This is a genomic window from Paenibacillus sp. GCM10023250 (assembly GCF_042653205.1).
Classification (GTDB): Bacteria; Bacillota; Bacilli; order Paenibacillales; family Paenibacillaceae; genus Paenibacillus_Z.
The window spans coordinates 1-12,556 of sequence record NZ_JBHSHY010000015.1; the positions used below are offsets into that span (position 1 = coordinate 1).

A 12,556-nucleotide genomic window follows, 5' to 3' on the forward strand; every position below is an offset into this window, starting at 1 on the left:
GGCGCGTCCGCGGCGGGCGGCCCGCCGCCGCAATCGCCGCCGCGGCCGGACGCCGCCTGCGGCGTGCTGCTCGCGCTCGCGTACCCCGACCGCATCGCGCAGCGGCGCGGCGACGGCCGCTTCCTGCTCCGCAACGGGCGGGGCGCCGCCGTGCAGGAGCTGCAGCCGCTGTCGGCCGCGGCGTACCTCGCCGTCGCCGAGCTGGAGGACAGCGGCAGCGACGGCCGCGTTCAGCTCGCCGCGCCGCTCGGCTTGGACGAGCTGGAGACATATTTCGGCGACCAGCTGCTCGTCGAGGCGGAAGCGAGATGGGATCGCCAGGCGGAAGCCGTGCGGGCCCGCCGACGGGTTCGGCTCGGGGCGCTCGTGCTGAAGGAAACGCAGTGGGCCGACCCCGACCCGGCGCTCGTGCAGGCGGCGCTGCTCGGCGGCATCGCGGAACAAGGGCTCGGGCTGCTGCCGTGGTCCAAGGCGGAGAAGCAGCTGCGGGACCGGATGAACTTGATGCACGCGCATAATCCGGAATGGCCTGACGTGTCCGACGAAGCGCTGCTCGCGGCGCTGCCCGAGTGGCTCGGCCCTTACGTCGGCGGCATGCGCGGCCGGGGCGATCTGGCGCGGCTCGATATGGTCGCGATTCTGGAGTCGCTGCTGTCCTGGCAGGACCGCCAGCGGCTGGAGAAGGAAGTGCCGACGCATCTGACCGTGCCGAGCGGCTCGCGCGTTCCGGTCGACTACGCGGATCCGGCTTCCCCCGTGCTGGCGGTCCGCCTGCAGGAGCTGTTCGGACTGCGGGAGACACCGCGCATCGCCGGGGGCAAGCTGCCCGTCACGATTCACCTCCTGTCGCCGGCGCATCGGCCGGTGCAGGTCACGCAGGATCTGGCCAGCTTCTGGGAACACGCGTACTTCGAGGTGAAGAAGGACCTCAAGGGGCGGTACCCCAAGCATTACTGGCCGGACGACCCGCTCGAAGCGCCGGCAACCAGCCGGGCCAAGCCGCGTCCGCCGCGTTGAGCCTGCCATTATTATCGGCCTCGTACGTAACGGCGAGGTGCCGCGGCGTTCGGTGCCTTCGCAGCCGACCGCGCTTGAGGCGCGCCGCTCGACGGCGCCGCCCGGAACAGGCGGCCCGCGATTTGAGCCCCGCCAAGCTAAAGGAGAATGGCTATCCATGCCGACGATTGAAACGATCGCCGCGCTCTACTTGCTGATTATCAACCTCTATGCGTTCGCGCTCATGCGCATCGACAAAATCAGGGCGGTCAAGGACCGCCGGCACCGCATCCCGGAGCGCAGGCTGCTCGGAACGAGCGCGGCCGGCGGCGCGCTCGGCGCGTTCGCGGCCATGCGATTGTTCCGGCACAAGACGAAGCATGCCGCCTTCGCCGCGGGCATTCCGGCCATGCTGCTTGCCCAGATCGCCATCATCGTTTGGCTGGAGACGTTGTAAGCCGGCCTTTCGGGGATGCCCGCGCGGAAGGCACGCGGCCGAAGAACCGTTCACGGCCGAGCGGCTCGCGCCTAATCCGCAGGCGGAATGGCATCGATTGACAGTTCTTCGCCGCTTATGCTATATTGGGCAATGCTCCTAACGGACGCACCGATCACATTTCTTATACGAACAGACCGAGCCGCATGCGAATGCGGCTTTCGCCGCCTTCATGTTCGAGTTCCGCTGCCGGAATGCTCGAACCGGAGGCCGGCGCCGGCCGCGTCGTTCGCATCGGCATGCGTCGAAGAGGGAGGTAACTGACTTGACCGTTCAAAGTGCCTTTCAAGAAGAGGCGAAGCGCATTGACGAAGTGTTGGCCGACATCCGCAAGCAGCTGCGCGAGATCGGGCCGCGCTATACCGGCAACGATTTTACGGAGCAAATGCTCGAACAGCAGCGCGAGCAGCGGGAGCAGCGGCTGAACGTCGCGGAGCGCGAGCCGTATTTCGGACGAATCGATTTCCAGGAAGCCGCGAAGCCCGCGCCGAAACCGCTTTATATCGGCAAGGCCGGGGTGGCCGACCAGCGGACCAACGATGTGCTGGTCGTCGACTGGCGCGCGCCGGTCGCGAGCTTGTTTTACGCTTTCAGCGGCGGCGAGGCGCCTATCTCCTATGAGTCGCCGGACGGCGAGGTGGAAGGCACCGTCCACCTGAAGCGCAACCTGCTCGTGCGCGAAGGGAAGCTCGAGCGCGTCGTCGACAGCTACGTCCGGGGACAGGAGGACGAGAGCGTCACCGACGAATTTTTGCTGTACCGGCTGGGCGAGAACAAGGACAACAAGCTGCGCGACATCGTCTCGACCATCCAGCAGGAGCAGGACCGCATCATCCGGACGGACAAGAACAAAGCCGTCTTCATCCAAGGGGTGGCGGGGAGCGGAAAAACGACCGTCGCGCTGCACCGGCTCGCCTACCTGCTGTACCGGTACGCGGGCACCGTTCGCGCGGACCGCATGGTCATTTTCGCGCCGAACCGGATGTTTCTCGATTATATTTCCGGCGTGCTGCCGGAGCTCGGCGTCGGCGACATTTTGCAGACGACGTTCGCGGATTGGGCGCTCGATCAGCTGGGGCAGGCGGTCCGGCTCGACGAGGCGTATGACCCGATGGCGTACTGGTTCGAGCAGCCGCGCACGCGCGAGGAGCTGCTCGCGTCGACCGGGCGCATCAAGGGAAGCCTCGCGTTCAAGGCGCTCGTCGACGCGAAGCTGGCGCTGACAGAGGCGTCGCTCATGCCGAACGAACCGTTCGAGCCGATGGCCGGGTGGCGCGTGACGCCGGCGATGATTGCCGAGTGGCTCGCGACCGACGACGTCGGAGAGCCGTACATGAAGCGCCGCGCCCGGCTCGTCAGCCGTCTGAAGCGCTGGCTGGAATCCGAATGGAAGGCGCGCCGCCAGACGGATGCCAAGCTGAAGACCAAGCTGAACGCGAAGCTGAACGCTTATGCCAAAAAAATCCCGGCGCCGACGGCGGCCCAGCTGTACGCGGCGCTGCTCGCCGAGCCCGCTGCCCAGTCGCTGCTGCCGGCCAAAAGCGCCCCCGCGACGATCAAGCAGCTGAAGGCCGCGCTGATCCGGCCGGAGGACCTGGCGCCGCTCGTCTATATTCAGGTGCGGCTGAACGGCTTCGAAGGGTCGCCGTACGATCATATCGTCATCGACGAAGCGCAGGACTACTCGCCGTTCCAGCTGGAAGCGCTGCGGCTGTGCCAGCGCCAGCCGTCCATGACGGTGCTCGGCGATCTGCAGCAGGGCATTCACGGCTACGCCGGCATTCACGGCTGGGCGGAGCTGACGTCGCTGTTCCCCGAGGCGGATACCGGCTACTTCGAGCTGGACCGCAGCTACCGTTCGACGATGGAGATCATCGAGTTCGCCAATCGCGTCCTCGGCGGCATGGGCGACGGCGTGAAGCCGGCCGTGCCGGTGTTCCGGAGCGGCGAGGCGGTGGACGTCATCCGGGCCGCTACCGACGAACGGCGCCTCGACGACGTCGCGGAGACAATTATGGACTGGCGGCAGAGCGGCGAATACCGCACGATCGCCGTGCTCGGCCGCAACATCGCTTCGTGCGAAAGCATCGCGGAACGCCTGCGCGAGGCCGGCATCGAGGCGGCGCTCGTGCAGAGCAAGCAGGAAGCTTACGGCGGCGGGCTGACCGTCGTGCCGGCGTACTTGGCCAAAGGGCTCGAGTTCGACGCCGTGCTCGTGGCCGACGCCGACGGCGTCAGCTACGGCGGCAACGACGCCAAGCTGCTGTACGTCGCCTGCACCCGCGCGCTGCATAAGCTGAAGCTGCTCTACTGCGGCGAGCTGACGCCGCTGGTCGCCGAGCCGGCGGCGGTGTGACGTTCTGTTAGCGAACCATCCGTCTGCGCGCGCAGACGGATTTTTTGATAGGCGGCGCGAGCGTGTTCGGCGGCGTCGCGGGCGTCGCGAAGCGAGCTGCGAACGACGCCGCCGGGCTGCGTTGTTACTTCTGCGCATTATGGGCCAGCGCCAAGGCTTGCCGTCGCATCCGGTCACGACAGGGCGCGCCGTTTATGCTATGCTAGACGTTCGAGCGCCGCTCTCGGCGGGCTCGCAGCATTTCGCAAAAAGGAGCTCGAAGACCGGCATGGATTTTATCGTGGACTATTTATCGTTCTTCGTCATTCAAGGAGAAGGCGGCGACAACAACGCAGCCAAGTCGTTTACCCATTATCAGACGATGGACCGGGAGGACTACGCGGACAGCGAGCTGAAGTCGTTCTTAGACGGCGAGTTCGCGCGAATCGTGAAGCGCAAGGCGGAGCGCCACCCGAGCACGGACGCCGCGCCGACCAAGATCGGCCGGTTCATCGTAGAGCCGGGCTACGAGCTCGACAGCAACCCCAATTACAATATGTTTCAGCGGCTGCGCAACGCGGCGGACGCGACGGAGTTTCACGGCAGCGCCGACGAGCTCGTGCGCCTGTACATGGACGCCGCCGCCGTGCGCGGAGGCGCGTTCATCGTCGTGCACGCCACGCCGAACCGGTATACGGACCAGCCGATCCTGTTCGTGCTGAAGTGCGATTTCGAGCCGAAGATTGCCCGCATCACCGACGAGCGCAATCTGATCTCCCGCGTGGAGATGGCCATCAGCGCCCGCAACATGAAGTCGATCCAATACCCGTACATGCCGGAGGAAGGGATGCTCGAGTATTGGGAGCTGAAAATCCACCAGGCGTCGCACGCGCGCTACTTCGAGGATTTCCTCCGGTTCGTCAGCTACGAGAAGGCGATGCCCGAGCTCATGAACGAGCAGGTGCTGACGATGGTGCACGAATACATGGAGGACAAGTGGCAGGGCCGCGAAAGCGAGGAGCGCGAGCAGGAGGCGCATCAGTTCGAGGCCTGGGCGGCAAGCGAGAAGCGGGAGCTGCAGGAAGCCTGGTCGCACGATCAGGTGGTCGCCGCGGCGGATAGGCTCGTGGAGCAGCAGCCGAACCTGACCGTGGCGTTCAAGCTCGGCGACGTCTCGGTGAAAGGGCCGCTGGCGGAATTCGGCCGATCGGTTCATTTCGCGACGTACAACGGCCGTTACGTGGCGCTGCTCGAAGGCGATTTCTTCCAGTTCGACCGCAGCGTGTCGCCGGTCGAGCTGCTGACGCCGCCGGATCTGCTCGAGGTGCTGGAGGTCGTCGGCCGAGGCAAGGAGAAGGACGGCGAGCCAAGCGGCAACGGCAGCGGCAGCCCAAGCGGCAACGGCAACCCGAACGGCAACGGCAGCCCGAGCGATAATCTGCCGTATTGATCGCCTGCGCGCCGGGAGAGGAGAGGTTCGATATGCGCGCTAGAAACACGCGGGCGCGGGCCGGCTATGCCTGCGCGACGGCTGCCGTCGTCCTGCTCGGCCTTGCCTCCAGGCGGTATGCCGGCGCGCTGCCGGCTTGGCTGGCGGCTCACGCGGGGGACGCGCTTTGGGCGGCGATGGTTTATGTCGGCTTCCGGACGCTCCGCCCGGGCTGCAAGGCCGGGAGCGCTGCCTGGACCGCGCTCGCGGCGCTGCTGTTCTGTTACGCCGACGAGTTCGGCCAGCTGTACCGGGCGGCTTGGCTCGACCGGCTGCGGGAGACGACGCTGGGCGGACTCGCGCTCGGCCATGGCTTCCTGGCCGTCGACCTGCTGCGTTACGCGGCCGGCGTCGGCCTCGCCTGGCTGGCGGACCGGACGCTGCGCGCGCGCGGCCGCTGGACGTGAACGCGGCGTGCCGACCGGGCGGACATCCGCTTGACTTCGGCGAGTCGATTGTCTATGATTTACAATAACTTGGAAAATCCGCAAAGGCGAAGAAGAGAAAGAGTACCCGCATGCCGTCTGTCGACAGAGAACCCCGGGAGCTGAGAAGGGGCGAAGACGATCCGGGGAACATGGTCTCCGAGCCGCGCACCGAAGCCGTCCGCCGGACGTAGGCTGCGCCGGGTTCCGCACCCGTTACCGTGCTGGGTACGCGCCGCAGGCGCCGTACCCGCAGAGGCGAATGCCGCGAGGCATTGGCGAATTTGGGTGGTACCGCGCGAGCATGCAGCTCCCGTCCCTTGGGGACGGGGGCTTTTTTGGCATTTCGGAGCCGAACGGCGGCGGAGCAAGCTCCGAATCATCGAAGGAGGGGATCGAAATGGCAACGATATTCATCGGCGGCGCGTGGCCGTACGCGAACGGCTCGCTGCATCTCGGACGGCTGGCCAGCGTGCTGCCGGGCGATGTGCTGGCGCGGTATTTTCGGCTGAAGGGCGGCCGCGTGCTGTACGTGTCCGGCAGCGATTGCCACGGAACGCCCGTGGAGGTGCAGGCGATCCGGGAGGGCGTCGAACCCGGCGACATCGCGGACCGCTATCATGCGGAATTCGCGGAATGCTTCGCGCGGCTCGGGTTCTCGTACGACCTGTATACGCGCACGGATCAGCCCGTGCATCGGCGCGTCGTGCAGGAGCTGTTCGGCAAGCTGCTGGCGAACGGGCGGCTGTACAAGAAATCCGCGATGCAGACGTACTGCGAGACGGACCGGCGTTTCCTGCCCGACCGGTACGTCGAGGGAACATGCCCCGTCTGCGGGAACCGGGCGCGCGGCGATCAATGCGACTATTGCTCGACCTTGCTCGATCCGTCCGATCTGCTCGACCGGACTTGCAAGCTGTGCGGCAATCCGCCCGTCGAGCGGGAGACCGACCATTATTATTTGGCGCTGTCGCGGTTCCAGGAGGCGCTCGCTGCCTATGCGGCGCGATCCGAAGGCTGGAAGGACAACGCCGTGCAGCAGACGAAGCGGTATTTGGAGGAAGGCCTTCAGGACCGCGCCGCGACCCGGGATCTCGCCTGGGGCATCGACGTGCCGCTGGACGGCTTCGAGGGCAAAAAAATTTACGTCTGGATCGAAGCCGTAATCGGGTATCTGTCCGCGAGCCGGCAGTGGAGCGAGGAAACGGGCGGCGGCTGGGAGCCGTTCTGGCTGGACGGGCAAGACCCGATAACGGCGTATTACGTCCACGGGAAGGATAACATTCCATTCCACACGCTCATCTGGCCGGCGCTGCTGATGGGCGCGGGCGGCCTGCATCTGCCGGACCGCATCGTGTCGAGCGAGTACATGACGCTGGAAGGGAAGAAATTCTCGACCAGCAACAATTGGGCGGTGTGGGTGCCGGATGTGCTGAGCCGGTATCAGCCGGATTCGGTGCGGTATTTCCTGCTCGCGAACGGCCCGGAGAAGCGCGACGCCGATTTCTCGTGGCGGGAGTTCATCCACAGCCATAACGGCGAGCTGCTGGGGGCGTTCGGCAATTTCGTCAACCGTACGCTGGCGTTCGTGGCCAAATCGTTCGACGGCCGCATCCCGGACGGCCGCCTCGACCCTGAATGGGCGGACGTCATCGCGCGGCTGTACGCGGACGCGGGAGCGCTGATCGAGGAGGGCCGGTTCAAAGAGGCGCTGGAGTCGATCTTCGCGTTCATCCGCAGCGCCAACAAGTATTACGACGAGCGGAAGCCGTGGGCGCAGATCAAGACGAGCCGCGAGGATTGCGGCGAGACGCTGCACGCCTGCACGCAGATGATCGTCAACCTGTCCCGGCTGCTGGAGCCGTTCCTGCCGTTCGCCTGCGGCAAGATCCGCGGCTTCCTCGCGCTGGACACGCCGGCCTGGCACCCGGCGTCCGTGCCGGCCGGCCGCCCGGTCGAAAGACTGGAGCTGTTGTTCGAGCGGATCGACCCGAGCAGGATCGAGGAAGAGACCGAGCGGCTGGAACGGAACATGAAGGAAGGGTGAGGGCGGTCTTCGGCTGCCCGAGCGCGCAGCGGCCGAAGCGATCCGTCCGCGCGGCTCGACCATCCGCCGCTACCGGCGTCGTCCGCGCCCCGTGTTCATATTCCGTTCACGAACTGGTCCTATAGTGAATGTGCAAGGACCGCCATAGGCAGGTCCGACCAAGATTACGAGCGGAGATGATGGCCATGACGACATTGCTGGTCGTAGACGACGATCCCCATATTCGCGAGCTCGTGCGGCTGTTCCTCGTCCGCGAGGGCTTTCAAGTCGTCGAGGCGGAGGACGGCGAGGAAGCGCTCCGCATGCTGGAGACGGCCCAGCCGCAGCTCGCGATTCTCGACGTGATGATGCCGAACATGGACGGCTGGGAGCTGTGCCGGGAGCTTCGGCGGAATACGGAGCTGCCGGTCCTCATGCTGACGGCCAAAGGCGAGACGAGCCAGAAAATCAAAGGCTTCGAGCTCGGCGCGGACGATTACCTCGTCAAGCCGTTCGAGCCGCTCGAGCTCGTGGCGCGCGTAAGGGCCTTGCTGAAGCGCTACCGGATCGCCACCTCGCAGAGCGTGCAGGCGGGCAAGGTCTCGCTGAACCGGGAGACGTACGCGGTGACGGTCGGCGACGAGACGGTGTCGCTCCCGCTCAAGGAGTTTGAGCTGCTGTTCAAGCTGGCGAGCTACCCGGGTAAGACGTTTTCCCGCGAGCAGCTGATCGAGCAGCTGTGGGGCTTCGATTACGAGGGCGACGAGCGCACGGTCGACGTCCATATCAAGCGGCTGCGCGAAAAATTCCCCGAGGAGCGGTGCAATTTCCGCATCCGGACGATCCGGGGACTCGGCTACCGGCTGGAGGTGTGACGCCCGTGGATCCTACTAACAACGATCGTACTGCCGGCGGGAAGCGGGGCGCTGCCCCATCCGGCCCTTCGTCCGGCGCGAAGCGAAGCGCCAAATCCGGCTTCAACTCCCGAGAGAACTCGAAAGCAGCGGGCGCCCGGCCTGGTTACGCATCCCGGCCGCCGATCTGGCGGCAAGCCTTGAAGGTTATCGCGGGCATTCTGCTCATGAACCTGTTGACTTACACCTGCTTCGCCGCGTCGTACACCGTCATTGGTTTCGTCAAGGAGCGCCGCGGGTACGCGGCCGTGACGGAACGGCTGGCGCAGGACGGCCGCCTGATCGGTGCCGCGCTGGCGGGCCGCCCGCCCGCGGAGCGGCGCCCGGCGCTGGAGGCGGCCGCGCGGGAACGGGGTTATGCCGTCGTGCTGGCGGATGCGTCCGGCGAGCGGATCGCGGCGTCCGGCGGCGGTTCGGGCGCTTCCGCCGACCCGGTCCTGAGCCCGGCCAGCCTCCAATCGGTGCTGGCCGGAGACACGATGGAGCGGGTCGAGCGGAAATATCCGTTCTCCAAAGGCACCGCGACGGCGGCCGTGCCGGTCTCGCTCGGCGGCAAGCCGTACGCGCTCTTCCTGGAGCAGCCCGCGCCGAGCTTATACCACGATTTCTGGCAGCAGGTCATGACGGTATTCTTCGGCTTCCTGCTCATGTTCGTGCTCATGCTGCTCATCGGACGGCCGTGGCGGGTGCAGGGCGGCTTCTCCGTTTATATATCGGCGATCCGCCGGATGTCCAAAGGCGACTTCACGGTGTCGATCGACAAGGCCGACCGGATGCGCGGGCATTTAGGGGAGCTGGCGACGAGCATCAACGACATGGCGGCCGAATTGAATCAAATGGAGCAAATGCGCCAGGCGTTCATCTCGAACGTGTCGCACGAAATCCAATCGCCGCTCACCTCGATCCGCGGCTTCGCCCTTGCGCTGCAGCAGGAGGGGCTGGACGAACGGCAGCGCCAGCATTACGCCGGCATCATCGAAGCGGAGAGCGTACGCATGTCCCGGCTCAGCGACAACCTGATGAAGCTGACGGCGCTGGAGGCGGATCAGCAGCTGCTGCATCCGAGGACGTACCGGCTGGACCAGCAGCTGCGGTCGACGATTCTAGCCTGCGAGCCCCTTTGGTCGGAGAAGGATATCTTCATGGACGTCAATCTCGACGAGCGGGTACCGGTGACCGGCGACGAGGAGCTGCTGTCCCAGGTGTGGATGAATCTCTTGACGAACAGCTTGAAGTTCACGGCGGAGGGCGGCACCGTGTCCGTGGAGGCGAAGCGCACCGCCGGCGGCGCGGTCATCTGCGTGTCGGACAACGGCATCGGCATTTCTGAAGAGGATCTGCCGCATATATTCGAACGGTTCTTCAAGGCCGACAGGTCCCGGACACGCCGGCTGAACGGCAGCGGCAGCGGGCTCGGGCTGTCCATCGTCAAGGTGATCGTCGACCTGCACGGCGGCGAGGTGAAAGCAAGCAGCAAGCTAGGCCTGGGGACGACCATTACCGTAACACTGCCGGACCCCTCCTCCGCGGACCGCGAGGCTCAGCCGCCCGCGCAGCAGACGCGTACGTCTTAGGCGGCCGGCAAGCGGCTTGGGATCGTTCGAAAGATCGCACGCTGCGGGCGGGCATGCGCGTCTTGCCTGCGTTTCCTGTCCGCATCTTGCTTATCGCAACCAAGGCCGTCCCGAACCGGGACGGCCTCTTCGCCGCGTTTGGACTCATGCCGCACGCGACTGTTTACAGCTTCGCGCTTCCAAGCAACAGCATGTCCGGTCTGGCTTTAACGCTTTTTTAAAATGTGTTCGCTTGTCGGCGGCCTAGGCGGTACCTACAATAAATAACAATCATTTAATAATCCCAATCTCGAAATAATAGTAATGGTATAAGAAATGATTATGATTGCGAACGTTCGACCGGACGGCCGGCAAGCGAGGGGACAGGCAGAATGAACTTATACGGATTGATCGTCTTTCACCATGTGGCAGCTTCGGGCAGCGTCACGAAGGCGGCTGAAGCGCTCGGCATCAGCCAGCCGGCGGTGACGGCGCATGTGCGGAATATGTCGGCCGAGCTCGGCCTGACGCTGCTTGCGCCGAAGGGCCGGGGGATATTTCTGACGGAAGCGGGCGAGCGGCTCGCGGCGCATGCGGCCCGCTTATACGCGCTGCAGCACGAGATCGCGCGCGACATGGACGCCTACGTTGCGGGAGCCGCCGGCGATCTGCGCTTGGCCGCGACCCCGCTGCCGGCCAGCTTCCTGCTGCCAGAGCTGCTGGCCGCGTACCGCGGCGCGAATCCCGGCGTCGCGATCGCGCTGCGAACGCTGGGCGCGGACGATGCGCTCGCAGCGCTGCAGCATTACGACGCGGACGCCGCTTTCGTCAGCGGCGGCAGCCGCAGCCACCCGGGCCTCGCCGGCAAGGTGCTGCGCGAGGACGAGCTGTGGTTCGTCGCCGCGCCGCATCACCCGCTGGCTGGCCGGCGTGTCCCATTCCGGACGATAGCGGCCGAGCCGTTCGTCCTGCGGGAAGCAGGCTGCGATGCGCGCGAGCAGCTCTTCGTCCTGTGCGAAGCGCGGGGCGTGCCCGTGCCGGAGGCGGCCATTCAGGTCAGCGGCTCCCATGAAGCGCTTCATGCGGCGGCCGCCGGAATCGGACTCGCGCTCCTGTCCGCGCTCGAAGCCCGCAAGGCGGTCGCCCGGGGCGAGCTGGCCCGCGTGAAGGCCGAAGGCGTCGAGCTTCGCAGCCCCGTCATGCTGTACACGCGGGCGGAGGAGGAATTGCCGCCGCAGGCAGCGCGTTTCCTCGGTCTGCTGAAGGACGATCCGTCCAGCCGGCCGGCTTGACGCGCGGGGGAAGTGGCATATTCGTTCAGACTATGCTATAACAATAAGACGGCAAACCGGAACAGGTTGACGGACGCCGTCCGAGTACACGATTTTCGACTAGTTTTCGCCGATTCGCCGGGCGTTATGCGCTCGAACCGTCCTTATGCCTTGGTCCCCGTTTGGGGCAATCAAGCAGGCCGCCCAACAACATTCGCGCGGCTGCGCGCGTTCCCGTTACATGAACCTCTTCGCGGCGGCGCACCCTATAGGGCGTGTCAATCAACTTTAACGAAGAGGCAGGGATCGCATTCGACCATGGCGAAACTATTGTATATTACAGCGCATCCGCACGATCATTCCAAGTCGTTCAGCATGGCAGTGGGACAGGCCTTCATCGACGCGTACAAGGACGCCCATCCGCAGGATGAAATCAAGCATTTGGACTTATACAACATCCAGATTCCGCATATCGACGCCGACGTCTTCAGCGGTTGGGGCAAGCTTCGGGAAGGGAGCGAGTTCACAGCGCTGTCCGCCGGCGAACAGGCGAAGGTCGCGCGTCTGAACGAGCTGGTGGACGAATTCGTGGCCGGCGACAAGTACGTCTTCGTCTCGCCGATGTGGAACTTCTCGTACCCGCCGATTCTCAAAGCTTACATCGACGCGATCTGCGTCGCCGGCAAAACGTTCAAGTATACGTCGGAAGGCCCTGTGGGGCTGCTGCCGGACAAAGCCGCGATTCATATTCAAGCGAGCGGCGGTATATATTCAGAAGGTCCGGCCATGGGCATGGAGAGCGGACACCGCCACCTGAAGAGCATCATGTCCTTCTTGGGCGTGACGGACTTCAAGGGCATTTTCTGCGAAGGCATGGCGGCGATGGCGGACAAGGCCGAGCAGATCAAGGCCAAAGCGATCGAAGAAGCCAAGCAGGCGGCCAAAACATTCGGATATAGCAAAGTCAACGCATAACCATACACGGTGCACCGGCTCCCCTTCGATTCCGTCGTTCGCGCGAACGGCGGTTGAAGGGGAGCCGCATGTCTAC

The 12,556-nt window shown here is 65.2% G+C and carries 10 protein-coding genes; all 10 read left to right on the forward strand.

Translation table 11 applies throughout. The annotated features are described in order from the left end of the window. A partial coding sequence (locus ACFPB1_RS13815) for an ATP-dependent helicase C-terminal domain-containing protein (protein ID WP_379226172.1) occupies positions 1–1,017 on the forward strand: 1,017 nt, incomplete at its 5' end. A gap of 157 nt (positions 1,018–1,174) precedes the next feature. Beyond that, positions 1,175–1,453, forward strand: a complete 279-nt coding sequence (locus ACFPB1_RS13820; RefSeq protein ID WP_379226174.1) for a DUF1294 domain-containing protein — start codon at positions 1,175–1,177, stop codon at positions 1,451–1,453. Between the two features lie 304 nt (positions 1,454–1,757). After that, positions 1,758–3,848, forward strand: coding sequence for a HelD family protein (locus tag ACFPB1_RS13825; protein WP_379226175.1), 2,091 nt, complete (start codon positions 1,758–1,760; stop codon positions 3,846–3,848). Between the two features lie 268 nt (positions 3,849–4,116). Further along, positions 4,117–5,277, forward strand: a complete 1,161-nt coding sequence (locus ACFPB1_RS13830) for a DUF3900 domain-containing protein (protein WP_379226177.1) — start codon at positions 4,117–4,119, stop codon at positions 5,275–5,277. Positions 5,278–5,309: 32 nt separating this feature from the next. Beyond that, complete coding sequence (locus ACFPB1_RS13835) at positions 5,310–5,723, forward strand: DUF2809 domain-containing protein (RefSeq protein WP_379226178.1); 414 nt, start codon at positions 5,310–5,312, stop codon at positions 5,721–5,723. A 418-nt stretch (positions 5,724–6,141) separates the two neighbouring features. Next, on the forward strand, positions 6,142–7,788 hold the full coding sequence (metG, locus tag ACFPB1_RS13840; RefSeq protein WP_379226180.1) for a methionine--tRNA ligase: 1,647 nt from the start codon (positions 6,142–6,144) through the stop codon (positions 7,786–7,788). A gap of 185 nt (positions 7,789–7,973) precedes the next feature. Beyond that, entirely contained in the window at positions 7,974–8,642 is a 669-nt protein-coding gene (locus tag ACFPB1_RS13845) for a response regulator transcription factor (protein ID WP_379226182.1), read from the forward strand. A gap of 179 nt (positions 8,643–8,821) precedes the next feature. After that, on the forward strand, positions 8,822–10,255 hold the full coding sequence (locus tag ACFPB1_RS13850) for a HAMP domain-containing sensor histidine kinase (RefSeq protein ID WP_379226184.1): 1,434 nt from the start codon (positions 8,822–8,824) through the stop codon (positions 10,253–10,255). A gap of 371 nt (positions 10,256–10,626) precedes the next feature. After that, positions 10,627–11,526: a LysR family transcriptional regulator gene (locus ACFPB1_RS13855; protein WP_379226186.1), complete on the forward strand. Its 900-nt coding sequence runs from the start codon at positions 10,627–10,629 to the stop codon at positions 11,524–11,526. Between the two features lie 297 nt (positions 11,527–11,823). Then, entirely contained in the window at positions 11,824–12,480 is a 657-nt protein-coding gene (locus ACFPB1_RS13860; RefSeq protein WP_379226189.1) for an FMN-dependent NADH-azoreductase, read from the forward strand. Positions 12,481–12,556: the final 76 nt, after the last annotated feature.

Excerpts from the sequence above, each read along its gene's own strand:
- ACFPB1_RS13820 (WP_379226174.1), top strand. The coding sequence starts at position 1,175 with ATGCCGACGATTGAAACGATCGCCGCGCTCTACTTGCTGATTATCAAC.
- ACFPB1_RS13830 (WP_379226177.1), top strand. The coding sequence starts at position 4,117 with ATGGATTTTATCGTGGACTATTTATCGTTCTTCGTCATTCAAGGAGAA.
- ACFPB1_RS13835 (WP_379226178.1), top strand. The coding sequence starts at position 5,310 with ATGCGCGCTAGAAACACGCGGGCGCGGGCCGGCTATGCCTGCGCGACG.
- metG (WP_379226180.1), top strand. The coding sequence starts at position 6,142 with ATGGCAACGATATTCATCGGCGGCGCGTGGCCGTACGCGAACGGCTCG.
- ACFPB1_RS13845 (WP_379226182.1), top strand. The coding sequence starts at position 7,974 with ATGACGACATTGCTGGTCGTAGACGACGATCCCCATATTCGCGAGCTC.
- ACFPB1_RS13855 (WP_379226186.1), top strand. The coding sequence starts at position 10,627 with ATGAACTTATACGGATTGATCGTCTTTCACCATGTGGCAGCTTCGGGC.
- ACFPB1_RS13860 (WP_379226189.1), top strand. The coding sequence starts at position 11,824 with ATGGCGAAACTATTGTATATTACAGCGCATCCGCACGATCATTCCAAG.